The 25,661-nt window shown below is 60.4% G+C and carries 21 protein-coding genes; 16 read left to right on the top strand and 5 right to left on the bottom strand.

Annotated features, from left to right (window positions below):
- Together HHJ19_RS07930 and HHJ19_RS07925 are read left to right on the top strand one after the other, a co-directional pair.
- Positions 1-312 (top strand): hypothetical protein (locus HHJ19_RS07930; RefSeq protein ID WP_366929389.1); only part of this gene is annotated, 312 nt, incomplete at its 5' end.
- A gap of 144 nt (positions 313-456) precedes the next feature.
- A complete protein-coding gene (locus HHJ19_RS07925) occupies positions 457-2,424 on the top strand; it encodes an alkaline phosphatase PhoX (RefSeq protein ID WP_296905653.1) in 1,968 nt (655 codons plus the stop codon).
- 180 nt (positions 2,425-2,604) lie between these two features.
- Here HHJ19_RS07925 and HHJ19_RS07920 read toward each other — a convergent pair whose 3' ends face one another.
- Positions 2,605-3,090: an Lrp/AsnC family transcriptional regulator gene (locus tag HHJ19_RS07920; RefSeq protein ID WP_296905650.1), complete on the bottom strand. Its 486-nt coding sequence runs from the start codon at positions 3,088-3,090 to the stop codon at positions 2,605-2,607.
- Positions 3,091-3,276: 186 nt separating this feature from the next.
- Between HHJ19_RS07920 and HHJ19_RS07915 the strand changes: the two genes are divergently transcribed.
- From HHJ19_RS07915 to HHJ19_RS07895, 5 genes are all read left to right on the top strand, one after another.
- Positions 3,277-6,843, top strand: a complete 3,567-nt coding sequence (locus HHJ19_RS07915) for an indolepyruvate ferredoxin oxidoreductase family protein (protein WP_296905649.1) — start codon at positions 3,277-3,279, stop codon at positions 6,841-6,843.
- Between the two features lie 225 nt (positions 6,844-7,068).
- A complete protein-coding gene (yajC, locus tag HHJ19_RS07910) occupies positions 7,069-7,410 on the top strand; it encodes a preprotein translocase subunit YajC (RefSeq protein ID WP_296905647.1) in 342 nt (113 codons plus the stop codon).
- An 85-nt stretch (positions 7,411-7,495) separates the two neighbouring features.
- Positions 7,496-9,370: a protein translocase subunit SecD gene (secD, locus tag HHJ19_RS07905; RefSeq protein WP_296905645.1), complete on the top strand. Its 1,875-nt coding sequence runs from the start codon at positions 7,496-7,498 to the stop codon at positions 9,368-9,370.
- 40 nt (positions 9,371-9,410) lie between these two features.
- On the top strand, positions 9,411-10,364 hold the full coding sequence (secF, locus tag HHJ19_RS07900; protein WP_296905643.1) for a protein translocase subunit SecF: 954 nt from the start codon (positions 9,411-9,413) through the stop codon (positions 10,362-10,364).
- A gap of 23 nt (positions 10,365-10,387) precedes the next feature.
- On the top strand, positions 10,388-12,730 hold the full coding sequence (locus HHJ19_RS07895; RefSeq protein WP_296905641.1) for a DUF1631 family protein: 2,343 nt from the start codon (positions 10,388-10,390) through the stop codon (positions 12,728-12,730).
- Positions 12,731-12,819: 89 nt separating this feature from the next.
- On the opposite strand, the gene HHJ19_RS07890 is transcribed toward HHJ19_RS07895, so the two are convergent.
- The 3 genes from HHJ19_RS07890 to HHJ19_RS07880 form a co-directional block, all read right to left on the bottom strand.
- Positions 12,820-13,332 carry a DUF494 domain-containing protein gene (locus tag HHJ19_RS07890; RefSeq protein ID WP_296905640.1) on the bottom strand — a complete coding sequence of 171 codons (513 nt, stop codon included), beginning with the start codon at positions 13,330-13,332 and terminating at the stop codon, positions 12,820-12,822.
- Between the two features lie 24 nt (positions 13,333-13,356).
- Positions 13,357-14,496, bottom strand: coding sequence for a DNA-processing protein DprA (gene dprA / locus HHJ19_RS07885; RefSeq protein WP_296905638.1), 1,140 nt, complete (start codon positions 14,494-14,496; stop codon positions 13,357-13,359).
- A gap of 74 nt (positions 14,497-14,570) precedes the next feature.
- On the bottom strand, positions 14,571-15,794 hold the full coding sequence (locus HHJ19_RS07880; protein ID WP_296905636.1) for a LysM peptidoglycan-binding domain-containing protein: 1,224 nt from the start codon (positions 15,792-15,794) through the stop codon (positions 14,571-14,573).
- 207 nt (positions 15,795-16,001) lie between these two features.
- On the opposite strand from HHJ19_RS07880, the gene def reads away from it, so the two are divergent.
- The 7 genes from def to HHJ19_RS07845 all read left to right on the top strand — a co-directional run bounded on the left by def (position 16,002) and on the right by HHJ19_RS07845 (position 22,958).
- Positions 16,002-16,514 (top strand): peptide deformylase, encoded by a 513-nt coding sequence (gene def / locus HHJ19_RS07875; protein ID WP_296905634.1) that lies wholly within the window; start codon positions 16,002-16,004, stop codon positions 16,512-16,514.
- Positions 16,515-16,627: 113 nt separating this feature from the next.
- Positions 16,628-17,611, top strand: coding sequence for a methionyl-tRNA formyltransferase (fmt, locus tag HHJ19_RS07870; protein ID WP_296905632.1), 984 nt, complete (start codon positions 16,628-16,630; stop codon positions 17,609-17,611).
- Positions 17,612-17,675: 64 nt separating this feature from the next.
- Entirely contained in the window at positions 17,676-18,377 is a 702-nt protein-coding gene (locus HHJ19_RS07865; protein WP_296905654.1) for an AzlC family ABC transporter permease, read from the top strand.
- Positions 18,374-18,709, top strand: coding sequence for an AzlD domain-containing protein (locus tag HHJ19_RS07860; RefSeq protein WP_296905630.1), 336 nt, complete (start codon positions 18,374-18,376; stop codon positions 18,707-18,709). The genes HHJ19_RS07865 and HHJ19_RS07860 overlap by 4 nt, the downstream gene beginning before the upstream one ends.
- A gap of 234 nt (positions 18,710-18,943) precedes the next feature.
- The gene (locus HHJ19_RS07855) at positions 18,944-20,137 is read left to right on the top strand and encodes a phosphoglycerate kinase (RefSeq protein WP_296905628.1); all 1,194 of its coding nucleotides are present in this window, start codon (positions 18,944-18,946) and stop codon (positions 20,135-20,137) included.
- Positions 20,138-20,354: 217 nt separating this feature from the next.
- On the top strand, positions 20,355-21,788 hold the full coding sequence (pyk, locus tag HHJ19_RS07850; protein WP_296905626.1) for a pyruvate kinase: 1,434 nt from the start codon (positions 20,355-20,357) through the stop codon (positions 21,786-21,788).
- Between the two features lie 300 nt (positions 21,789-22,088).
- Complete coding sequence (locus tag HHJ19_RS07845; protein WP_296905624.1) at positions 22,089-22,958, top strand: alpha/beta hydrolase; 870 nt, start codon at positions 22,089-22,091, stop codon at positions 22,956-22,958.
- Here HHJ19_RS07845 and HHJ19_RS07840 read toward each other — a convergent pair.
- Positions 22,870-23,601: a phosphatase PAP2 family protein gene (locus HHJ19_RS07840; protein ID WP_296905623.1), complete on the bottom strand. Its 732-nt coding sequence runs from the start codon at positions 23,599-23,601 to the stop codon at positions 22,870-22,872. The two genes, HHJ19_RS07845 and HHJ19_RS07840, sit on opposite strands and share 89 nt — an antisense overlap.
- A gap of 351 nt (positions 23,602-23,952) precedes the next feature.
- On the opposite strand from HHJ19_RS07840, the gene fba reads away from it, so the two are divergent.
- Positions 23,953-25,017, top strand: coding sequence for a class II fructose-bisphosphate aldolase (fba, locus tag HHJ19_RS07835; protein WP_296905621.1), 1,065 nt, complete (start codon positions 23,953-23,955; stop codon positions 25,015-25,017).
- Positions 25,018-25,118: 101 nt separating this feature from the next.
- On the top strand, positions 25,119-25,661 hold a 543-nt coding region (locus HHJ19_RS07830), incomplete at its 3' end, for a phosphoribosylaminoimidazolesuccinocarboxamide synthase (RefSeq protein ID WP_296905619.1).

The following is a 25,661-nucleotide window of genomic DNA, read 5'->3' as shown; positions in this document are numbered from 1 at the left end:
GTCGCTGTCCTTATTTTATTCGTGGCAATCGGCACGCTGAGCGCCTGCGCGGGCAAGCAACCGCCTGGGGCATTACCACTTTACCAGTGTGAGCATGGCATCGAGTTCACCGTCCGGTTTGTCGATGACACGGCGGTGCTGGAGGGCACGCGTGGCAGGGACATCCTGTTCCGGGATGCTGGTGGCCAGGGCGCGCAGACGGTTTACAGCAACCCGCGGGTGCGCGCCGAATTCGGCTTGGGCGCCAGCGGCCACGGGGCTGTTCTGCACTATCTGCTGCTGCCGCTGGAGGCACGCTGCGTGCGTGGCTGACCGGCCCACCAGCCGGATTTGCTGCGGCCGGCATGGCTGCCTGTCATGAAGCTGCAACATGACTGCGTCAAAGTAAGCGGGTTTTCTGTCCCGCTGACGCCGGCCTTTTCGCCGCGCGCGGCTTACCTGTCTGGAGCGAAACCCATGAATCCTGCCGTCAATCCTTCCCGTCGTCGCGCCCTGCAATTTCTGGCCGGTGTTCCCATGTTGCCGCTGTCATCCACCCTTGCCGGAACCAGCCTGCTGCTGGCCGGTTGCGGCGGTGGCGATGATGCGGTGGCAGCGCCACTGCCTGCGAGCTATAGCGGCGTCAGCTTCTCCTCCATGCCTGCGCCCACGCTGGCCAACGCTGCCGCCATGGCCACGACCACGGTCGGCTCCGTCATGTCGGTAAACTTCAGCGACAAGAGCAAACTCGACTTCAAACTCGCCTACCTGCCCTTTTTTGTTACTGGTGACATGGTGTCCGATGGCAAAGGAGGAAAAATTCTTGCGGGTGGTTATCTCGACATCAACAACCAGGTCATCATTGACGCCACCGTGCCCGGTAAGGAGCGCCAGTTTTTCTCGGACTCGCCAGATGGCACCTCGCTGCTGAGCGTGCCGGGCGCCAAGGTCGATGGTGTCAAGGGCAACACGGTGTTTGCCGTGGTGCAGTTTGAATACACCACCTTTGCGCAGGATGGCACGACCGGCATGTACGGCAAGCTGCCGTCGCCGATTGCCGTGCTCACGCTGGACCAGAACCCGGACACCGGCAAACTCACGCTGGTCAAGTACCACAACGTCAACACTTCCGCGGTCAATGGCCTGTGGATTACCTGCGGCGCCAGCCTTTCGCCGTGGAACACCCACCTGTCGAGCGAGGAGTACGAGCCCAACGCGTTTACCGCTGCCAGCGATGCGCAGTTCAGGGCTTTCAGCAAGAATCTTTACGGCAGCGAAACGGCGGCCAACCCCTACCACTACGGTCATATGCCCGAGGTGACGGTCAACCCGGATGGCACGGCCTCTATCAAGAAGCACTACTGCATGGGTCGTATTTCGCACGAACTGGTGCAGGTCATGCCCGACAACCGTACCGTGTTCATGGGCGACGACGCCACCAATAGTGGCTATTTTGTGTTTGTGGCGGACAGGGAAAAAGACCTGTCCGCTGGCTCGCTATACGTCGCCAAGGTTGGTTCTGGCTTCTCCATCGACCCGGCCGCCGCAGCCGCAGCGCTGACCTGGATCAAGCTGGGCAACGCCAGCAGCGCGGAAATTCGCGCGCTGGTCGACGGCGGCATCAAGCCAGCCGAAATCATGGACGTGCGCAGCACCGACCCGCTCGACGCCACGTTCAGGAAAGTGATTTCCAACGGCAAGACCGAATGGATCAAGGTGTTCAACGAGAAGGCAGCCGCCTTCCTCGAAACCCATCGCTACGCCGCTTATGTTGGCGCCAGCATGGGCTTCACGAAGATGGAAGGCACCACCGTCAACATCAAGGACAAGGTCGCCTATTCAGCGCTGCAGAACATCCAGGCCTCTATGGTGGCTGGCGATAAAGCCAACGTGCCGGGCAACGGCATCGGGGTGCCCAAGGCGCTGGTGGCCGGTGCCGTGATGGCCCTGAACCTCAAGGGCGGCATCAAGGATGATAAGGGCGCGGCCATCATCAGCGAGTGGATGCCGGTGGACACGAAAGCCCTGATCACCGGTGAAGATATCAGCGCTGATGCGCTGGGCAACACCGCCAACCCCGAAAAAATTGCCAACCCTGACAACCTCAAGTTCTCCGAAAAGATGCGTACTCTCTTCATCGGTGAAGACAGCAGCCAGCATGTCAACAACTTCCTGTGGGCCTACAACGTCGACACCAAGGCGTTGTCACGGGTGATGTCGATTCCCGCTGGCGGCGAGTCAACCGGCCTGCATGCGGTGGACGAGCTGAACGGCTGGACTTACATCATGAGCAACTTCCAGCATGCCGGTGACTGGGGCAGCATCCACGGCAATGTCAAGGCCACGCTCGACCCGCTCATCAACGCCAACTACAAGAACAAGTTTGGCGCTGCGGTGGGCTGCCTCACGGCTGAACCGACGCAGCCGAAGCTCTCAAAGGCGTAATACCAGCAAGGTCTGCGTCAGACCGCAACCATAAAGACGCAGCGTCCAGCAGCGCCGCTGGCCCGATCTCCCGCAGGAGGTCGGGCTTTTTGCTGTCTGCGGTCAAGGTTGCGTTTGCTATTTAATTAATAGCTGTTTAGAGCCGAAATCATTGGACCACAGCCCTTATTTCCTTAAATTTTAGGGAATCGAGCGCGTCAGGTGCCCCAGCGGCAGGGCGCTGCTGGCCTTGACCTCTCCCAGCGAAAAGCTGGTATGCAGGTCTTTTACATTGGGCAGGTTGATCAGCACATCGCGGGCGAACTGGCTGAACGTATTGAGGTCGCGGCTGACCACCTGCAGCTCGAAGGTGCCGGTGCCGCTGATGTAGTGGCAGCTCACCACCTCGGGAATCTTCCGGATGGCCTCTTCCAGCGTCTGCAGCACATCGCCGCTGTTGCGGGCAGCGTCCAGCCGCACAAAGGCCAGCACGCCCAAGCCGATCTTGTGACGGTTGATTTCGGCGCGGTAACCGGTGATGAAGCCAGCTTCCTCGAGTGCCCGGACGCGTCGCCAGCAAGGCGCAGCCGACAGGCCGACGCGTGACGCCAGTTCGGTGTTGGTGAGACGAGCCTCGCGCTGCAACTCGTGCAGGATGGCGATGTCAAACTTGTCTAATGTTTCCATTTTTGATATTTTGCAGCAAGAATCTTTCGTCAACCGGCATAAATGGAACAAAAAAAGCAAAGACATATCAGAACGCGAGACCTACACTTTTAGCTGGAGTCAGACATCAGGCCTAACCGGGCTTGACGTTTGCAGATTTACGGGTCCACGAGGCCGGTTACGACAACAATCCCGGAGACAAAAAACATGAATGCCCCACTGCCCGAGCACATCCGAAAAGCGCTGGAAACCGTCACCCTGGACGACAAATATTCACTTGACCACGGCCGCGCCTTCATGAGCGGCGTGCAGGCGCTGGTGCGGCTGCCGATGCTGCAGCGCAGCCGTGACGCCATCGCCGGGCTAAATACGGCAGGCTTCATCAGTGGCTACCGTGGCTCGCCGCTGGGTGGTTATGACCAGGCGCTGTGGGCGGCCAAAAAGCACCTGGCGGCGCAGAACATCGTGTTTCAGCCCGGCGTCAACGAAGAGTTGGGCGCAACCGCCGTCTGGGGTACGCAGCAACTCGACCTGTACCCGCAAAGCCAGAAGTTCGATGGCGTGTTTGGCATCTGGTACGGCAAGGGCCCGGGCGTGGACCGCTGCTCGGATGTGTTCAAGCATGCCAACATGGCGGGCACGGCAAAGCACGGTGGCGTGATCGCCATAGCTGGCGACGACCATGTGTCCAAAAGCTCGACCGCGCCGCACCAGAGCGACCATATTTTCAAAGCCTGTGGCCTGCCGGTGTTCTTTCCATCGAGCGTGCAGGAAATCCTCGACATGGGGCTGCATGCTTTCGCCATGAGCCGGTTTTCGGGTGTCTGGTCGGGCATGAAAACCATTCAGGAAGTGGTCGAATCGTCGAGTTCGGTGTCCGTCGATCCGGACCGGGTAAAGATCATCATTCCCGAGGATTTCCAGATGCCGCCGGGTGGCCTGCATATTCGCTGGCCCGACGCGCCGCTGGAGCAGGAAGCGCGGTTGATGGACTACAAATGGTATGCCGCGCTGGCTTACATCCGGGCCAACAAGCTCAATTACAACGTGATTGCGGCACCGGACGACCGTTTTGGCATCATCGCCAGCGGCAAGGCTTTTAACGACACGCGTCAAGCCCTTAGCGATCTGGGTCTGGATGAAGACACCTGCCACCAGCTTGGCATCCGGCTGCACAAGGTCAACGTGGTCTGGCCGCTGGAGGCCAGCATCACCCGCGACTTCGCCCTGGGCCTGCAGGAGATCCTGGTGGTCGAGGAAAAGCGCCAGGTCATCGAATACCAGATCAAGGAAGAGCTCTACAACTGGCGCGCCGACGTGCGGCCCAATGTGCTGGGCAAGTTTGACGAACCCGAGGGCGATCAGTCAGGCGGCGAGTGGGGCCGCGCCAACCCGAGCGACCACTGGCTGCTCAGGCCCAAGGCCGACCTGACACCGGCCATCATTGCCAAGGCGATTGCCAAGCGCCTGACCAAGCTCGGCGTGCCGGCGGACATCATCGCGCGTATGAAGGCGCGCCTGGCCATTATTGACGCCCGGGAACGAGCCCTGGTGGAAGCCAAAATTGACACCGGTGAACGCGCGCCCTGGTTTTGCAGCGGCTGCCCGCATAACACCAGCACGCGTGTACCGGAAGGTTCGCGTGCCGTGGCCGGTATCGGCTGCCATTACATGACGGTCTGGATGGACCGCAGCACGTCCACCTTTAGCCAGATGGGCGGCGAAGGCGTGAGCTGGATTGGCCAGTCAGCCTTCACCACCGACAAACATGTTTTTGCCAACCTGGGTGATGGCACCTATTTCCACAGCGGCCTGCTGGCCATCCGCCAGGCCATCGCGTCGGGCGTGAACATCACCTACAAAATACTCTACAACGACGCCGTCGCCATGACGGGTGGCCAGCAGGTCGGCGAGCGGCCTGAGGGCCATTCGGTGCTGCAGATCATGCAAAGCCTGATTGCCGAAGGCGTGACCAGGCTGGTCATCGTGACCGACGAGCCGGAAAAGTATGAGGGCGCCAGGCTGCTGGACGGTGTCACAGTGAAGCACCGCGACGAGCTCGACAAAATCCAGCGCGAGTTCCGCGAAATAAAAGGCACGAGCGCCATTATTTACGACCAGACTTGCGCGACCGAAAAGCGTCGCCGGCGCAAGCGCGGCACGCTGGTGGACCCGGCCAAGCGCGTGGTTATTAACGAGCTGGTGTGCGAAGGCTGTGGTGACTGCTCGGTGCAGTCCAACTGCCTGTCGGTAGAGCCGCTGGAAACCGAATTCGGCCGTAAGCGCCGCATCAACCAGAACACATGCAACAAGGACTATTCCTGCGTCAAGGGTTTTTGTCCGAGCTTTGTGACGGTTGAAGGAGGCCAGCTAAGGAAACCCAAAAAAGAGAAAAAGGGCGATTTGGGCAGCTTGCCCGTGCTTCCCGATCCCGTGCTGCCAGTGGCTGAAAGCGCCTGGGGCATTGTCGTGGGCGGCGTCGGCGGCACCGGCGTCATCACCATCGGCCAGTTGCTCGGCATGGCGGCCCATCTTGAAGGCAAAGGCGTGGTGACGCAGGACGCGGGCGGCTTGGCGCAAAAAGGCGGCGCCACTTGGAGCCACATCCAGATTGCCAACCGGCCCGAGGCCATTTACACGACGAAAGTGGACACCGCCAAAGCCGACCTCATCATCGGCTGCGACCCGATCGTGACGGCCAGCCCCTACACGCTGGCCACCATGCAGCCGGGCCGCACCTTTGTGGCGATGAATTCGCATGGGACGCCGACGGCGGCGTTTGTCACCAATCCGGGCTGGCAGTTTCCCGGCGGCAACTGCGAAAGTGCCGTGCGCTTGGCGGTGGGCGTCGAGGGCATGGCGAGTTTTGATGCCGAACAGGTCGCCGTGCAGATGATTGGCGACTCGATCTACACCAACCCCCTGATGCTGGGCTTTGCGTGGCAAAAAGGCCGGGTCCCGCTGTCGCACGCCGCACTTATGCGCGCCATCGAGCTCAACAACGTGCAGGTTGACAACAACAAGGCTGCTTTTGAATGGGGCCGTCGCTGCGCGCATGATCTGGTTTCGGTGCAGGCGCTGTTCAAGGCCGCCCAAGTCATTGAGTTCGTCAAAAAACCATCGCTGGCCGAAATGCTGGCCAAACGGGTGGCTTTCCTGACCGACTACCAGAATGCAGCTTACGCGCAAAGCTACCAAGTCTTTGTCGACAGGGTGCGCACAGCGGAAGCCCCGCTGGGCAAGACCACGTTGACCGAGGCCGTGGCGCGTTATCTCTTCAAACTCATGGCCTACAAGGACGAGTACGAAGTGGCGCGCTTGCACACCGACACGGGCTTTCTCGACAAGGTCAACGCCATGTTCGAAGGCGACTTCAAACTCAACTACCATTTGGCGCCGCCCCTGATCGGGTCCAAAAATGACAAGGGCGAATTGCAGAAGCGCCAGTTCGGCCCCTGGATGCTGACCGGCTTCAGGTTATTAGCCCGGCTCAAACGCTTGCGCGGCACGCCGCTTGATATCTTTGGCCGGATCGAAGAGCGTCAGGTGGAACGCGCGCTGATAGGTGAATACCGGGCCAGTCTGGAAGAAGTTCTGGCAGGCCTGACGGCTCAAAACCATGCAACCGCCCTTGAAATCGCCAGGATTCCCGAGCTGATCAAGGGGTATGGCCATGTGAAGGCGCGCCATTTGGCGATAGCGCGGCCACAATGGGCCGCGCTGATGGATGATTTCCGGCAGGCCGAGCTGGCCCGCCACCAGCGCGCAGGCTGAATGAGGCGAGCACCGGGTTGCTGTCCAGCGTGCCGGGGTGCCGGCTTTGCCTGGCTCAGGCAGGCGAAAAATCGTGCTGTCCGTATTGAGCCCGTTTGAATACTGCCTCACGCGCCCGGTCAAGCCCGCTGGCCGTTTCCTGACGCATACAATCGGGCGAACTATGCTCTGGCTTTTTCGCTCGGGCGATTCTTGGTGTTTTATTAAATAGTTGTGGAGTCAGCCGTGTTTATTTCTTCTGCTTTTGCCCAAACCGCTCCCGCTGCCGCTGCAGGCGGGGACATGATGTCTTCGCTGACCGGCATGCTGCCGCTGGTGCTGATGTTTGTGGTGCTGTATTTCGTGATGATTCGCCCACAGATGCGCAAACAAAAAGAGCATCGCGCCATGATTGAAGCGCTGGCCAAAGGCGATGAAGTCGCTACCGCCGGCGGCCTGCTTGGCAAGGTCACCCGCATGGGAGAGGGTTACCTGACACTGGAAATCGCACCCGGCATTGAAGTGCAGCTGCAGCGCAGTGCCATCGTCCAAGTGCTGCCCAAGGGTGCCATTTCCAGCGTCAAATAAACCCTACGGCCACCCGGTTTAGCGGGGCCTGCTGATACCAGCAAGGCCTGCTCTTTGTCCATCGTTCACCTGGAACAGTCCTCTCATGAATCGTTATCCGGCCTGGAAGTACGCCATTATGGTGGTGGTGCTGTTGATCGCAGCCTTGTACACGCTGCCGAATTTTTTTGGCGAAGCGCCCGCCGTGCAGGTGTCCAGCAGCAAAGCCATTGTCAAGGTCGACACGACGACTCTGGCAAAGGTGGAGCAGGCGCTCAAGGACGCCGCCATCACGGCTGATGCCATTACGCTGGAGGGTAGTTCGATCAAAGCGCGTTTCGGAGACACCGACACCCAGCTCAAAGCCAAGGACGCAATCCAGAAAGCCCTGGCCCCGGATCCCGAGAATCCTGCTTATGTCGTGGCACTCAATCTGCTGTCGCGATCGCCCGCTTGGTTGACATCCCTGCATGCTTTTCCGATGTATTTGGGTCTTGACCTTCGCGGCGGTGTGCATTTCATGCTGCAGGTCGACATGCAGGCCGCACTGACCAAGCGGGCCGAGTCGCTTACCGGTGACATCCGTCTTTCACTGCGCGAAAAAAATATCCGCCATGGCGGTATTGCCCGCAACGGACAGGCTATCGACATCAGATTTCGTGATACTGAAACGCTGGCATCCGCCAGGGCGCTAATTCAGGACCAGCTGCCGGACCTGCAATTGGCCGATGGCCCGGATGGTACCGAGTACAAGCTGACTGCGACCATCAAGCCTGAGGCGGCACGCCGGATTCAGGATCAGGCGCTCAAGCAGAACATGGTGACACTGCACAACCGCATCAACGAGCTGGGTGTTGCCGAGCCCGTGATTCAGCAGCAGGGCATTGACCGCATCGTGGTGCAATTGCCGGGCGTTCAAGACACTGCCAAGGCCAAAGACATTCTCGGGCGCACTGCGACGCTGGAGATGCGTCTGGTCGAAGACGGCGCCGAGGCCAGGGCAGCGGAAAACAATTCCGGCCCGGTGCCTTTCGGGGCTGAGCGTTTCCTTGAGCGCAATGGCCAGGCGGTAATTGTAAAAAAGCAGGTCATCTTGACCGGTGAAAATCTGACCGATGCCCAGCCCGGCTTTGACTCCCAGAACCAGCAGCCCAAGGTCGATCTGACCGTCGATGCCAAAGGTGGCCGCATCATGCGCGATACCAGCCGCGAAAACATCAAGAAGCGCATGGCGATCCTGTTATTTGAAAAAGGCAAGGGCGAAGTGCTGACCGCGCCGGTTATTCAGGGTGAATTGGGTAACCGTTTCCAGATTTCCGGCTCCATGAGCGTCAACGAGGCAAGTGACCTGGCGCTGCTGCTGCGTGCCGGTTCGCTGGCCGCACCGATGGAAATCATTGAAGAGCGCACGATTGGCCCAACGCTGGGCGCGGAAAACATCACCAAGGGCTTTCACAGCGTATCTTGGGGCTTTGCCGTGATCGTGGCCTTCATGGCAATGTATTACATGCTGTTCGGCCTGTTTTCGGGCATAGCGCTGGCGGTCAATCTGCTGCTGCTGGTCGCGGTGCTGTCGATGCTTCAGGCAACACTGACTCTGCCTGGCATGGCGGCCATGGCGCTTGCGCTGGGCATGGCGATTGATTCCAATGTGCTCATCAATGAGCGCGTACGCGAGGAGTTGCGCGGTGGCGCGTCGCCGCAGGCCGCCATCCACGCGGGCTACGAGCGGGCCTGGGCCACCATTCTTGATTCCAACATTTCGACCCTGATTGCCGGCCTGGCCTTGCTGGCCTTTGGCTCCGGCCCGGTACGCGGTTTTGCCGTGGTGCACTGCATAGGCATTCTGACCAGCATGTTCTCGGCCGTATTCTTCTCGCGCGGTTTGGTCAACTTCTGGTACGGCCGCAAGAAAAAGCTCAAGACAGTGTCGATTGGAACGGTTTGGCGGCCCGACGCCTCCACTGAACTGGCCAAATAATCCCGCTTTTTTTTCCTGAGCTTCGTCCTAAGGTCCACAGATGGAATTTTTCAAAATCCGGCGTGACATTCCGTTTATGCGGCATGCCCTGATCTTCAACATCATCAGTTTCGCCACCTTTGCGCTGGCAGTATTTTTCCTGTTTTCACGCGGATTGCATTTGTCAGTGGAATTCACCGGCGGCACCCTGATGGAGGTGAACTACACCCAAGCTGCCGATGTCGGGAAAATTCGCAACACGGTCGCGATGTTGGGCCTGAACGATGTTCAGGTGCAAAATTTCGGCACGTCGCGCGACGTGATGATCCGCTTGCCGGCGCAAAAAGGCGTGAGCACGGCCCAGCAGAGCGAAGCCGTCATGACCGCGCTCAAGGCTGCCAATGGCGACGTCACTCTGCGCCGCACCGAGTTTGTCGGACCGCAGGTGGGAGAAGAACTGGCGCAGGACGGGTTGAAGGCGCTGGCCATGGTGGTGTTCGGCATCATGGTTTACCTTGCCTTCCGCTTCGAGTGGAAATATGCCGTCGCCGCCATCATTGCAAACTTGCATGACGTGGTCATCATTCTTGGATTCTTTGCCTATTTCCAGTGGGAGTTCTCGCTTGCGGTGCTGGCCGCCGTGCTGGCTGTGCTGGGTTACTCCGTCAATGAGTCCGTGGTGATCTTTGACCGGATTCGTGAGAATTTTCGTCGCTACCGCAAAATGAACACGGTTGAAATCATCAACAACGCAATCACATCAACCATCAGCCGCACCATCATTACCCACGGTTCGACCCAGATCATGGTGCTGTCGATGTTGCTGTTTGGTGGCCCCACCCTGTTTTATTTCGCGCTCGCCCTGACCATCGGCATACTTTTCGGAATCTATTCGTCCGTCTTTGTGGCTGCCGCCATTGCCATGTGGCTGGGCATCAAACGTGAGGATCTCGTCAAAGGGCCCACAAGAAAAGAAGAAGATCCCAACGATCCGAATGCAGGTGCCACGGTGTAAGCTAGTGCGGTAATCGTTTCAAGGTGGCCGTGGCTCCCAGTAATTCAAAGAACCGACTTCTCGCAGAGCAGGCTCGTGCGTTGTTCACTGAGCAGGCTTTGCGTATGTTGACCTTGCTGGCCAATACGATCGGCGACGCGCTTTCGGTTTTGGTGGGACAACCCGGCAGCACGCGCGAACAGCAAGAGCGGCGGGACGCCGTGCTGGTTTATCAGAAAAACCGGGCGGTCTGGCTGAAGGGCTGCGTCGACGCCTTTAGCAAAGCCTTGCCGCCTCCTGCAGTAGCTGCTCAAGCAGGGTTCTCCGACATTGGAAAACTGGAGTTGATGGGCAATGAGGTGGTGGAAAACAGGATTCTTTCCTCGCGTCTGGCCTTGCGCATGCTGGATTTCGCGAGTTGGGAACTCAACGATCTGCGCCTGCGCATTCAAAACCTGGAAGCCGTCCCAGAACTGCGCCAACAAGATATCTTTCGTCCCGAAGTGCTTGCGCAGCATTTGGTAGAACAGTGGACGCATGCGCCCTTGCCGCAGCATGTCTGGGTGATGGTTCAGGATGTTGTCCAGAAAAGCATGGCAGAGCAAATGCTTGAGGTGTATCACGCCACCAATGAGTTTCTCATCAGTCACGGCGTGATGGCAGAAATTGATTTGCGCCCCTTGGTCAGGCGCACCCCTTCGGCCGTGCTTGCGAAATCGTTCCCCGGTAATTCGGGTTTCGCCGACCCGGTTGGCGGCGCCAGCGCTGCGGGACGCGCAGTCACGGCGGTCCGAAGCGAGCAACCTGATGCGCTGACTTCGCGAAGCGCTCGTGACCTGGATAGTGGCGTTCAGGACGAGACACGCATGCAGACGGCGACCACGCCACTGGCCCGGGTTCGCATGCGCGCCCAGGGCGTGTTAGGGCACCTGAAGCGGCTGCTTTCAAACCAGGTGCCAGGCTTTGACGAAACGCGGGCCAGCCAGGCTTCTCCGCAGCTGGCGCAAGCCATGGGTAAAGTTCAGCGCGCCCAAGACAGAGACGTGGAGCCTACCTTGCTGGCCGAAGCGCAAGGCCAGGTTTACGGCCAGACCCATGTCGACCAGGCGCTGGGTAATTTGCGCAGACGTACCAGCACGCTCAAACAGGCCGCCTCCACATCCTCGGAGAAAGCGACGATTGAAATCGTGGCACTGATGTTCCAGAGCATTCTGGCGGAGGACCGGATTCCACCCGGAATTCGTGTCTGGTTTGCCCGGCTTCAGATGCCGGTGCTGCGGGTCGCCATCGCCGAGCCAGAATTTTTCGGGTCGTTGCAGCATCCCGCAAGGCGCCTGATTGACCGGATGGGTTCCTGCGCGCTGGGCTTTGATGTCACGGTGGCGGGCGGCGTTCTGGAGTTGGAGATCAAGCGGATCGTGCAGGTCATCGAGCAATACCCGGAAACCGGGCGCAGGGTTTTTCAACTGGTCTACGACGAGTTTGACAAATTTCTTTCCCGATTTCTCGCCGAGCAGGGCAGCACGGCGCGAGTGGTCAGCGTGGCGCAACAGATCGAGCAAAAAGAAACCATGGCGATCCAGTACACCATTCAGATGCGCAGCATGCTCAATGACATGCCGGTGCGCGATGAAATCCGTGAGTTCCTGTTCAAGGTGTGGGCTGAGGTATTGGCCATTGCCGCCATGAAAAACGGCCCCCAGCACGCCGAAACACTTGCGCTCAAGCACGCTGCGGCCAGTCTGGTATGGGCGGCAAGCGCGAAGCCCAATCGGGAAGACCGCGCACGCGTAATTGCTGATCTGCCCGGCTTGCTGCAAATTTTGCGGCGCGGCATGGCCATGCTGGGCTTGGGCCTTCCCGAGCAGGATCAGCACCTCAAGATTGTCAGCAACACGCTGGCCGACGCTTTCATGTCCAAGACCGACGCCATCCCGATGGAGCGGGTGGACGCCATGGCCAAACGGCTTAGCAATCTTGAGGACTATTTGTCTGACGAAGACGTGGGCGATCTTCCGCTGGACACGGACAACCTGGTCATGATGATCGGCATAGATGCGGCCGATATCGAGGTGATTACCGATGGCGGCAGCCAGCCCAGCGAAGCCATGCGGGCGTGGGTCAACGAGTTGCAACTGGGGACTTGGTACAGCCTGGATCACAACGGCAAGATCAGCCATGTGCAGTTTGCTTGGTGCAGTGATCGCAAGCAACTTCACCTGTTTGCTGCCGTTGACGGACGTAACTTCCTGATCCAGGCACGTCGCCTGGCGGCTTACCTGCAAGCCGGATTGCTGCTGCCCACGGAGGAAGAGGCGCTCACGGTACGTGCCACACGCGATGCACTGGCCAAGCTGGACGCCAATCCCGAGCGATTGCTTGGATGAGTTCCGTGCATTGAGGGGCCTTCGCCAGGGAATTTCGAGTACGGCGCCTGATTCAAAAACCGTTACGAAACCTAGTCGGATAAAGGCGCTTAATGGGCCAGGCGAAACTCCGTGTCGTCACAGAGTTCGTCGAGGACCAAGGCGTCAGGCTCTTCGCCGAAGCTCCAGTAAACCATGAGCACAATGATCTTCAGATCGTCAAGCATCACCGGCTCGCCTGGCGCGGCCATGGCACGGTCAATCACGATTTCGCGCATGTGTGGCGGCAACACGCCGGACGATTCCAGAAAGCTCACAAAACCCAGGCTTTGCGCGCCCAGATGCGTCTGCTCGGCAATGGAGTAAATACGCAGGCTGCTCGCCGATTGCAGCTGGATTCCCGACAGGCTGGTGTAATCGGCACTTCCGGAGTTCACTTTGGCGGGCAGGCTGATTTGTGTGCCTTGCGCCGCCACGTTCAAGCCGTCCAACCATACCAGCGCTTCCTGGATTTCCTCTGCGTCAAACCCTGCGGCGGTGAGCTTTCGCCCCAGTCGGTCAAACTCGGGGCAGGCCGCGCCTTGCCAGTAATTCTCGTAAACGTAAACCAAAACTTCAAACATGCAATCAATATAACGCAGATAAGCTCAGGCCGTGGCAAGACGTTGAAACAAGCCGCCAGGCAGGCGCGCGACGTGCCCGCCGAGCTCAAGTTCCAGCAGCTGCGACTGCAGGCCGGCCGTATCCAGGCCGGTGCGAGCCTGCAAGGCGTCCAGGCTTACGGCGTCATAACCCAGCGCCGCCAGGAGAGGGCCGGCGCTCGGACTCACCGCCGCGTCATCCGCTGTCGAAAAGCCGCCGGACTGCATGGCGTTCGCGGCGACCGACGGAAAGTGCAGCTCTTCCAGCACATCCTGAGCCACTTCCACCAGTTTGGCGCCCTGCTTGATCAGCGCATGGCAGCCGCGCGATTGCGGTGAATGGATGGAACCGGGAATAGCGAAAACATCCTTGCCCTGTTCGGCCGCCAGCCGCGCCGTAATCAGCGAGCCCGACTTCAGTGCCGCCTCAACCACCAATGTTCCGCGGCTAAGCCCCGAAATGATACGGTTGCGTCTGGGAAAGTTGCTCATCAATGGCGGCGTACCGAGCGGAAATTCGCTCACCAGCATTCCCTGCTGTGCAATGCGGTGCGCCAATGCCAGATGTTTTTTGGGATAGACCCTGTCCAGCCCGGTGCCGACGACAGCAATCGTGTCGCCGCCACCCAGCATGGCGCCGTCGTGGGCCGCACCGTCGATGCCCAGCGCCAGGCCCGACACCACGCACAGCCCGGCGCCGCCAAATGCGCGGGCAAATTCACGGGCATTGCTTTCACCCTGTGGCGTGGGGTTACGGCTGCCGACGATGGCCAGGCTGTCTGCTATTGTTTTTGTAGCAGTATTTGCCCTATTTGAAAGGACGCCGAGCATATAAAGCATCAAAGGTGGATCTTCGATGTCAAGCAGGGCGGCCGGATAAGCGTCGTCGCCCAGCGTGACAACATACCTGTCCTCACCGCTTTGCAGCCATTCCTGCGTGGTTTGCAGCTGGGCTGCCAGCGTTGCCGGTTCGCTCTTTAGGACGCCTGCCAGCTTGTCGGAGCCCAGTTGCCGCAGCGTGGCGCTGCTCTGGTCAAAAATTCCTTGGGCTGAGCCGAATGTTGCGAGTAGTTTACGCGCGGCGGTGTTGCCAACACCGGGTGAAAGGGTTAGCCGCAGCCAGGCCAGAAGCTCTTCGGAATTCACAGGAATGCCGGTTCAAAAAACGCAGAGGCGGGCCGGGCCCGCCCTTGAAGTCAACGCTGGCGCGCGAAAGGCGCTCAATTCGGGTTGGCGAAACGGTCGCCAATTTTTACGCCGTCGGTCACCTGCAGCACCAGCGCGTAGGACAGGTGCTCAAAGGTCCGGAACACCATCATCAGGCCGTTGCGCTCGTTGGGCAGTTTTATCTGCGGATTGGCGCTGTCGGTCTTGTCCCGCAGGCGCTCGCCGTCCTTCAGGATGGCCACGACGTTGCCGCGTTCCAGCCCGTCTTTTGACCCGCGGTTGATCACCACGACCTGGTTCTCGGCGGCATAAGTCACCGCATTGCCGTAAACCGACACGATCTGGCCGGCGATGGGAACGGATGGCGCGCGCGGAACGTAGCTAAGCAATTCCCGCGGGGGTTCGGCAATCAGCCGGTCGCCTACCCGAATCTCTTCCTTGGTTGCCACGATATCAATAGTGGCCGGCACAATTTCAAATTGCGTCTTGCCGTCCTTGTCCTGGGTCTGCGTGGTGGATTCGCCGCGCACCAGTTCAGCCTTGCCGACGTACTGCGCTTCGTAGCCGAGGATGACCTGCGTGGTCGGGTCTTTCAGTGGTTTTGCATTGCGGAAAACCCGGAAATCCAGCGGCTTTCCTTTGGCATCACTCAGCGGAGTGCCCGTCGCGTTGGCACCCGAATATTCGCCACGCGCGTAGGCGCGGTCACCACGGCTGAGCAGCACACGACCCTCCTGGGTCGCCACGATCCGCGGCGCGGTTTCAAAGGTGAGTTCGTCGACAATCAACGCCTCGGTCAGAAAGGGCTCGATCGCACCGGGTGACAGGGTCGGGATGGACGCGTCCGTCAGAGATTCAGAGCGGGTGCGCGGGGACACGCGGACGGTGTCGGTGGGTGGGCCGTCGCCGGTTGCCTGACCGGTTCGCAAGGTCGCGCGGCCGTTGCTTTTGTCAAGGTAGAGCTGCTGGCCCGGATAGATGCGGTGCGGGTTGCGGATGTCCTGCAGGTTCATGCCCCAAAGTTCCGGCCAGCGCCATGGACTTTTAAGATAAAGCCGCGAGATTGCCCACAGCGTATCGCCTCGCTTGACGGTGTAGCTGTCAGGCGCGTTGGGCGCCAGGTCAGCCAGCGGAATGCCGGTCTGCGCGACCTGCGCCGCAATGGCTTTCTGGCCAGAAGTGATCGGAAAATTCTGCGCATGCAGGCCGAATGTCGTGCCCAGCAAAGTGGCGGCGGCTATTGAAATATGACTGAAACGACCAAAAATAGTGTGCATCTTTGAGAACTCTTGGGCTAATACAGGTCTGGCGCGGTTACATTTCGACCAAAAAATCGCGTTTTGTATTGTTTGTATCTTCATAAATCACAAACGATTCTGTACTTAAGCCCTTGATTAAGCAACGATTAGACGATTCTGCGAATATCGAAGTGTCTAAAAAGCCGAGAAAAGTGGCGAAAATAGCGACTTCCCACCATTTCCCCCATGAACCCACTGACCATTCTTCGTTACCCCGACCCCCGATTGCACACCGTAGCGAAGTCTGTGGTCTCAGTCGATGCACGCATGCGCAAGCTCGCCAACGACATGCTGGACACCATGTATGAAGCGGCAGGGATCGGCCTGGCCGCGACACAGGTCGACATTCATGAGCGCCTGGTGGTGATCGACGTGAGCGAAAGCCGCGACCAGCCGCTGGTGCTGATCAACCCGGAGATCATCTGGGCCAGCGAGGAAACCCGCGTCGGTGAAGAGGGGTGCTTGTCGGTGCCCGGCATTTACGACGGCGTGGAGCGCGCGATGGCCGTCAAAGTGCAGGCGCTGGATCTGGACGGCAAGCGCCAGGTTCATGAAGTCGAAGGCATGCTGGCAGTCTGCATCCAGCACGAAATGGACCATTTGTTGGGCAAGGTTTTTGTGGAATACCTGTCGCCTTTGAAGCGCAACCGCATCAAGACCAAAATGATCAAACTGAAAAAGGACGAAGAGCGGGACTGAGCGCTGAACCTGCCACGCCCAGGCGCGGGTTTTCTGTTTTTTTACCCGCACTTTCAGTGCGACTCGAATGTGGGGGGCGTGCATCAACGCGTGACTCTTTAGAATCACGCCTCATGCGCATCATTTTTGCCGGTACCCCTGAATTTGCCCGTGTGGCCCTTGAAAAGGTGCATGCCGCCGGTTTCGACATCCCGCTGGTATTGACCCAGCCTGACCGGCCTGCGGGTCGCGGCATGCAACTGCAGGCTTCGGCAGTCAAGCAATGGGCGCAAACCCGGCACATTCCCGTGGCACAGCCGCGCAGCCTGCGGCTCGACGGGAAACACCCCGACGATGCAGCAACCGCCCGCACGGCAATCGAGTCAACGCGCGCCGATATCATGGTGGTGGCCGCCTACGGGCTGATCCTGCCTCAATGGGTGCTGGATGCGCCACGGCTGGGTTGCCTGAACATTCACGGCTCACTGCTGCCGCGCTGGCGCGGCGCCGCGCCGATTCACCGCGCGATTGAAGCGGGCGATGCTGAGACCGGCATCACCATCATGCAGATGGATGCAGGTTTGGATACCGGTGACATGTTACTGGTCGACAAGCTGCACATCGCTCCGAACGATAGCACCGACTTGCTGCATGACAAGCTGGCAGACCTTGGCGCACGCCTGATTATCCAGGCGCTGCAACTGGCGGAGCACGGCGGTTTGCTGCCAGTGCCCCAGCCGCCGGACGGTCCTTCAAGCGGCGTGAGTTATGCGCGCAAAATCGAAAAAAGCGAAGCCCTGCTGGACTGGACGCAAAGCGCGGTCACCCTGGAGCGCCGCATTCGTGCGTTCAATCCCTTTCCCGGCGCTGCAGGCGTGCTGGCTGGCGAAACCCTCAAATTCTGGCGTGCCGAAGTGCTGGCAGCTGCCCCCAGGCCGGTAGATGCACGGCCGGGGCAAGTGCTGGCCGTGGGCCCGCAGGGCGTGGACGTATGCGCTGCGGACCATGTGCTGCGCCTGAGCCGCCTGCAAAAGGCCGGCGGCAAGGCACTCGATGCAGCCGATTTTTTACGTGGGTTCGAGCTGCGGCCCGGGATGGTTTTTAACCAACAGGAATGAGGTTGTTGTGAGGGCATTGAGGGAATTGATCAGGCACCCGGAGTTTCGGATCGGTGCCTCTGACATGGCGTCGGTGGCGCCCGGCATTGCCGCCTGGGGCCTGATGACCGGTGTGGCCATGGTCAAGTCGGGCATGAGCCTGATCGAGGTGCTGCTGATGGGGGTGCTGGTTTTTGCCGGCAGCTCGCAGCTGGCCGCCGTGCCGCTGATCGCCGCCGGTGCGCCCATGTGGGTAATTCTGGCCACCGCGTTTTGCGTCAACCTGCGCTTCATGGTGTTCAGTGCCCATTTGCGTCCCTATGTGATGCACCAGAGCCTCTGGCGGCGCATGGCCAGCGGTTATGTCATGGCCGACCTGAGCTACGTGCTGTTTACCAGGCGTTTCCCGCACCCCGCCACGGACCCGGTCGTGATCAAGGCCCAGGATGCCTACTGGGCCGGTAACTGCGCGACCGGCTGGTTCAGCTGGGTCGGTGCCAGCCTGTTGGGTATTGCGCTGGCCAATTTCATTCCGCTCTCATGGGGGCTCGGTTTTGCCGGCATCCTGGCGTTGCTGGGCATCATGTGTTCGCTGGCCAGCACCCGGCTGCGTGTCGTGTCCGGCGGCATTGCGGGGGCGGCCGCGGTCGCAACCTTCGCCCTGCCGTTCAAGCTCAACATCCTGTTTGCCATTGCGGCGGCCGTGGCTGCCTGCCTGATGCTGGACAAGCTGCCGGTGACCAAGCCGCTGCCCGCCAAAGCGGCCGGGACCGGGGACCCGGTGTGAACAAGACCGATCTCTGGACAGTGGTCACCATCATCGGCATGGCGCTGGTGACGGTGCTGACGCGCTCCTTCTTTTTTCTCTCCAGCAAGCCATGGACCTTGCCGCAATGGGCCCAGCGCGGCCTGCACTACGCACCCATCGCGGCGCTGGCGGCGGTCGTCGTACCTGAAATGGTGATGACGCAGGGCCACCTGATCACGACCTGGAAGGACGCCAGGCTGTTTGCCGTAGTGGTCGGAGTCGCCTGGTTTTACTGGCGCCGCGATTTGCTGGGAACCATCGTCACCGGCATGGCGGTGTACTTGCCGCTGCACGTTGTATTGGGCTGGTGAGGCGCCCCCACGGTTGCTCGCTTCGCGTAGCGCCCTGCCCCCCCGAGGGGGCCGCTGCGCCTGCGACCCGGCGAAGCCGGTTCCGCGGCCCTGGCTTGGGTGGAAATGTTAACGGTGGCGAAGCGCTTGTCGCGCCCAGCCCCTCCCGGGGAGGAAGTTCACCGGTACGGGCACCTACAATTTGGGGTCGGGGCAATCTGGCCCCAAGGCCTTTTTCCATTTTGTGAGTTGTCCATGAATTTCATCCGTTTTTCCGATCTTTGTGCCAGCGGCAAGGTTGCCGGCCAGCGCGTTTTCATCCGCGCCGACATGAATGTGCCCCAGGACGCCAGCGGCAACATTACCGAGGACACCCGCATCCGGGCGTCGATTCCCTGCCTCAAGATGGCGCTCGATGCCGGTGCCGCCGTGATGGTGACGTCCCACCTCGGGCGTCCGGTGGAAGGCCAATTCAGGCCGGCGGATTCGCTGGCGCCCGTGGCCAGACGGCTGGGCGAGTTGATGCAGCGCGAAATCCCGCTGGTCGCCAACTGGGTCGTTGGCGTGGACGTGCAGCCCGGCCAGCTGGTCATGCTGGAAAACTGCCGTCTCAACCAGGGAGAGAAGAAAAACGACGAAGCGCTGGCCCGCAAGATGGCGGCACTGTGCGACATTTTTGTGCACGACGCTTTCGGCACCGCGCACCGCGCCGAAGCGTCCACCTACGGCATTGCGCAGTACGCGCCGATCGCCTGCGCCGGACCGCTGCTCGCCGCCGAGATGGACGCCATCACGGCGGCGTTTGCCCGGCCAAAAAGGCCACTGGTTGCCATCGTGGCCGGCAGCAAGGTATCTACCAAACTGACCATCCTCAAGGCGCTGGCCGCCAATGTTGACCAGCTGATCGTGGGCGGCGGGATTGCCAACACCTTCATGCTCGCCGCCGGCCTGAAGATCGGCAAAAGCCTGGCCGAGCCGGACCTGCTGGCTCAGGCAAGCGCCGTGATGCAGGCCATGAAAGCGCGCGGCGCCGAGGTGCCCATTCCGACCGACGTGGTGACCGCCAAAACTTTTGCCGCCGATGCCCCCGCCACCATCAAGGCGGCCACCGAGGTGGAAGACGACGACCTGATCCTGGACATCGGCCCGCAAACCACCGCCCGGCTGGCGGCACAACTGAAAGGCGCCGGCACCATCGTCTGGAACGGCCCGGTCGGCGTGTTCGAGTTCGAGGCCTTCTCCAAGGGAACCGAAGGCATTGCCCGGGCGATTGCGGCCAGCCCCGCATTTTCAATCGCCGGCGGCGGCGACACGCTGGCGGCGATTGCCAAGTACGGCATCGAAAAAAACGTGGGCTACATCTCGACCGGCGGCGGCGCTTTCCTCGAAGTGCTCGAAGGCAAGACGCTGCCAGCCTTCGAAATCCTGCAGAAGCGGGCTGCCGGCTAAACCTGACTTAATCCTGTTTTGATAGCTAGAAGTAGCCGTATTCTCTGGACCATAAGGCGATTTCATCATGAATTCTGAGGCCGGGACGAGTTGTCGCGCCGGCGATGTTGCCGGCAGGCGGCGCGGGCCGGCATTTTGCGGTGCGGCCCTGTTTTGGTAACCGTCTGGTAACCGGTTCCGTGTGAGAATCAGAAACCAAATTACCGGAGACAGCCCCATGACGCGTCGCGCCACCAAAATCGTTGCCACCCTCGGCCCTGCTTCCAGTGACCCGGTGCTGCTGGAAAAAATGATTCGGGCCGGTGTCAATGTGGTGCGCCTCAACTTCAGCCATGGCAGCGCACAAGACCATGTGGACAGGGCGCTACTGGTTCGCGAAGTGGCCCAGCGTGCCGGCCGGGAAGTCGCCATCATGGCCGACCTGCAGGGTCCGAAAATCCGCGTCGGCAAGTTTGCCGAAGGCAAGGTCATGCTGGTGCCGGGCGAAAAATTCATCCTGGATGCCTCGCGCACCGAGCCGGGCGACATCAAGGGGGTCGGGCTGGACTACAAGGAGTTGCCGCGCGATGTGAAGGCCGGCGATCTGCTGCTTCTCAACGACGGCCTGATCGTGCTGACGGTGGACGCGGTGCGCGGCGAGGAAGTGCTAACCACCGTCAAACTCGGCGGCGAGCTGTCCAACAACAAGGGCATCAACAAGCAGGGTGGCGGCCTCACGGCACCTGCCCTGACGGCCAAGGACATGGAAGACATCAAAACCGCCATGAGCTTTCAGGCTGATTACGTCGCCGTGAGCTTTCCGAAGAACGCCACCGACATGGAGATGGCTCGCCAGCTGTGCAACGTGGCGGCCGCGCCCTACAAGCATAAGCCCGGCCTGATCGCCAAGATCGAGCGCGCCGAAGCGATCCCCAAGCTCGAAGAAATTCTCAAGGTGAGCGACGGAATCATGGTGGCGCGCGGCGATCTGGCTGTGGAAGTCGGCAATGCCGCCGTACCCGCCCTGCAAAAACGCATGATCAAGCTGGCACGCGCCGCTGACAAGCTCGTGATCACCGCCACCCAGATGATGGAAAGCATGATTCTCAACCCGGTGCCCACCCGGGCCGAGGTCAGCGACGTGGCCAATGCCGTGCTGGATGGCACCGATGCCGTGATGCTGAGCGCCGAGACCGCCGCCGGCAGATACCCGCTGGAGACGGTGGAAGAGATGGCCAAGATTTGCGAGGAGGCCGAGAAGGCTGAATACCGGGAGCTGGAAGGTGATTTTTCCGGCACCATGTTCGCCCGCATTGACCAGTCGATTGCCATGGGCGCGCTGTTCACGGCGCATCACCTGGGCGCCAAGGCGATCGTGGCCCTTACCGATAGCGGTTCAACGCCGCTGTGGATGAGCCGCCACGACATCCGGGTGCCGATCTACGCGTTGACGCCTCGCTTGGCGACCCAACGCAAGATGGCGCTGTACCGCAACGTGCGGCCCCTGTTGATGGACAGCAGCGCCGACCGCGACACGGCGCTGGAGCAGGCCGAAAGCCATTTGCTGCGCCTGGATATCGTGCAAAGCGGCGACGTCTATGCCATCACCTGCGGCGAGCCGATGGGCGCGCCAGGCGGCACCAACATGCTCAAGATCTGCCGCGTGGCCTAAAAATATTGCCCCCACGCTTGTCGCTTCGCGTACTGCGCTGCCCCCCAAGGGGGCTGGCCGTGCTTGGGGCGGCCCGGCGCTGTGGCCGTTCGATGCCGCCGCGCTTGTCGCTGCGCACGCTGTGCCGCGTTAAAAGAAGCTGATCTTCATCCTGGGCGGGGCGGCTCGGCGGCCTGGTGACCAGTGGCGTGCCTTCGTCGCATGTGGTTTTTTTCCTCCCTGGGAATCAAGCGTGGTCCCACATTGATTCAGGCAATTGTCTGAATCCGCGGCCGCAGCTTGTGCGTACTATTCTCCTCAATGATTACTAACGTCTCAAAATTGCCAAGACGCTCGTTTTTTGCCATGTTGCCGGCGCTGCTGACGGCCTGCTCGGGTGCCGATCTGCTCAATGCCACGGTTCCCACCGATACCTATCAAGCTGTCGATGGGTTGGCGTATGGCGTCGAACAACGGCAGCGCCTGGATGTATACCGGCCAGCCAAGCAAGTCGCCCAAGCGCCCCTGGTGGTGTTTTTCTACGGCGGCAGCTGGTCATCGGGCGAACGCGCCGACTACCGTTTTGTCGGGGAAGCGCTCGCATCCAGAGGGATCGTCGCCGTGGTTGCCGACTACCGGCTGAGTCCGGCAGTGCGCTATCCGGTTTTTCTGCAGGACAGCGCCCATGCTCTGCGCTGGGCGTTTGATCACGCAGCCGACTATGGCGCTGACCCGGCCAGGGTGTTTGTCATGGGCCACAGCGCCGGGGCGTATAACGCCGCCATGCTGGCGCTGGACAAACGCTGGCTGGAGGCGGTTGATTTGACGCCCTCGCGCCTGGCGGGGTGGATAGGGCTGGCGGGGCCTTACGATTTCTTGCCCATTGGCGATGCCCAAACCCGCGTCGCCTTCAGCTGGCCGGACACCCCCGCTGACAGCCAGCCGCTGGTGCATGCTTCGGCGGCCTCACCGCGTGCGTTGTTGCTGGCGGCTGAGCACGACACGGTGGTAAATCCGCAACGCAGTACTGTGGCAATGGCCGGGCGTCTCAAGGCCAGCGGCGTGCAGGTTGAATCAGCCTTGTACGACAGCGTCAGTCATGTCACTCTGTTGGCGTCAATGGCATCGGTGCTGAGAGGACGGGCGCCGGTGCTGCAGCGCGTGAGCGATTTCGTGCGATCAGTTGGCTGACCGCCGCATCGGCTGCCGCTGCAACCGTCCAGCAAAACCATGCAGTCCAGAGCGTATGGCTCATGTAATGGGCACCGCGAATCTGCTGCGCCAAGCCGAAAAGCGCGCCGACCAGCATCGCGCCGGCAAACCAGCGCCAGGCTGTTTTGGGCAGTACATGCCGAAAAACAAAAAAACCGCCGATGAAGGCAAAACCGGCCGATGCATGGCCGGCCGGAAAACAACCGCCGGTGCCGCCATCGCGCACGCCCCAGGACCAATGCGACACATAAGTTGCCACACCGCCAAACTGCTGCAAATCCCAGGGGCAACTGCTGCGGCTGTAAATCTTGATGGTCGAGACAACCAGCAAGGCTACGAGCGTTGTCAGCGCAAGTTGCGCCCGCCGTGCCATGGGGAGTTTTTTCAGGGTGCCCAATGGCCAGAAAATCGCCACCAGCAGTCCCAGTTCAAGCACCCAGGGCCACAAGCGTATGTCGTCATGCAGCAGATCCCGCCACAGCCAGTGGCTCTCCAGCGGGAAACCGCTGGCCGAGCCAAACCAGCCTGCCATCCAGAGATCTAGCCCTGAAAAGTCCCAGACCAGCAGTAGAAAAAAACTGAGCGTGGTCCAGAAAAATAAGCGGTGTTTCGATCGCTGCACGGAAAGCTGGGGGTGAGAGTAAGACCAAGGCTGAAAGGAATTTCGGGCGAAATGGGAAATTGAAGATAACACGGCTTTCTTAAACTCGGCTTATGGATGGCACAAGGTGTGTCAGGTCGGCCAATGCCAATGCCAATGCCAACGCGCTGTGCCTTGAGAAGACCGGGCCGGGCAAAAGGCCGCGCAGCGCATTGCCGTGCCACGGTTTCGAGCCCTGCGGTTTAGCCAAACGGTAGAATCAGCCATCGGTTACGTTGCAGTTACCGTCAGCCACGCAGACTTTGCTGCGTGCGGCCTTGTGCCGGCGACCTGCCGTTTTGACAGCGTTTTAACTTTGTGGGGATTTTGATCATGGCACTCGTTTCGATGCGCGAGCTGCTGGACCACGCAGCCGCCAATGGCTACGGCATTCCAGCTTTCAACGTCAACAATCTGGAGCAGGTCACGGCCATCATGCAGGCGGCTGATGAGGTCAATGCGCCAGTGATCATGCAGGCCAGCGCAGGTGCCCGTAAATACGCCGGCGAGGCTTTTCTCAAGCATCTGATCCAGGCCGCGGTCGAGAGTTATCCTCATATCCCCGTCGTCATGCACCAGGATCATGGCCAAAGCCCTGAGGTTTGTCAGGGTGCCATCAACCTGGGCTTCAGCTCGGTCATGATGGATGGCTCGCTGATGGCCGACGGCAAAACCATTGCCGACTACGACTACAACGTCGAGGTCACCCGCAAGGTGGTTGAGCTGGCCCACGCCACGGGCGTGTCGGTCGAAGGTGAACTGGGTTGCCTCGGCAGTTTGGAAACCATGCAGGGCGACAAGGAAGACGGCCACGGCACCGACGCGGTGATGACGCATGACCAGCTGCTGACCGACCCCGAGCAGGCCGCTGATTTCGTCAAGCGCACCCAGCTCGATGCGCTCGCCATTGCCATCGGCACCAGCCACGGTGCTTACAAATTCACGCGCAAGCCCACCGGGGACATCCTGGCAATCGAGCGTGTCAAGGAAATCCACCGTCGCATTCCCAACACCCACCTGGTGATGCACGGCTCGTCCAGTGTGCCGCAAGACCTGCTGGCGATCATCCGCGAATACGGCGGCGACATGAAGGAAACCTATGGCGTTCCGGTCGAAGAGATCCAGAAAGCGATTCAGTTCGGCGTGCGCAAGATCAACATCGACACCGACATCCGCTTGGCCATGACGGCTGCCGTGCGCAAGTTCATGGCGCAAAACCCGGGCAAATTCGACCCGCGTGAATGGCTCAAGCCCGCCACGCTGGCGGCCAGGGCGATTTGCAAGCAGCGCTACCTCGAGTTTGGCTGCGAAGGCCAGGCGAGCAAGATCAAGGGTGAAAGCCTGTCGGTGGTGGCTGGCAAATACACCAGGGGCGAGCTGGCCCAAGTGGTCCGCTAAGCCCTTTTGACGTCTGTTTCGCCGGATTGGCGATAATTCAAAGCCCGTAGACTCCTGCCGAGTTGTGCGGGCTTTTTCATTTTTTTACCCGCGCCACCTTCATGACCCAAGCACTTCACACCTCAGCCCTGACTTCATTGCCCCTGCTCGCGCGCGGCAAGGTGCGCGACAACTACGCCGTGGGCACGGACAGGTTGCTGATGGTCGCCAGCGACCGGTTGAGCGCTTTCGACGTGATCCTGGGCGAGCCGATTCCCGGCAAGGGCGCTTTGTTGACGCAAATGGCGCTGTTCTGGTTCGACAAGCTCGGCGCCATCTGCCCGAATCACCTGACCGGCGAGTCGCCCGAAAGCGCGGTCACGGCTGCCGAAATTCCTCAAGTGACCGGTCGCTCCATGCTGGTCAGGCGCCTCAAACCCATTCCAGTCGAAGCCGTGGTGCGCGGTTATCTGGCCGGCAGCGGCTGGCTGGAATATCAGCAGACCCGGTCCGTTTGCGGCGTGGCCCTGCCCGCCGGGCTCAGGAACGCCAGCAAGCTGCCCACACCCATCTTCACGCCCGCCGCCAAGGCCGAAGCCGGCGAGCACGATGAAAACATCAGCTACGAGCAGGTCGTCAAGGTGGTGGGGTCCGAACTGGCCGCG

The sequence above is a fragment of the Polaromonas sp. genome (assembly GCF_012927415.1).
Classification (GTDB): domain Bacteria; phylum Pseudomonadota; class Gammaproteobacteria; order Burkholderiales; family Burkholderiaceae_C; genus Polaromonas.
This window is presented reverse-complemented; position numbering and strand designations above follow the sequence as displayed.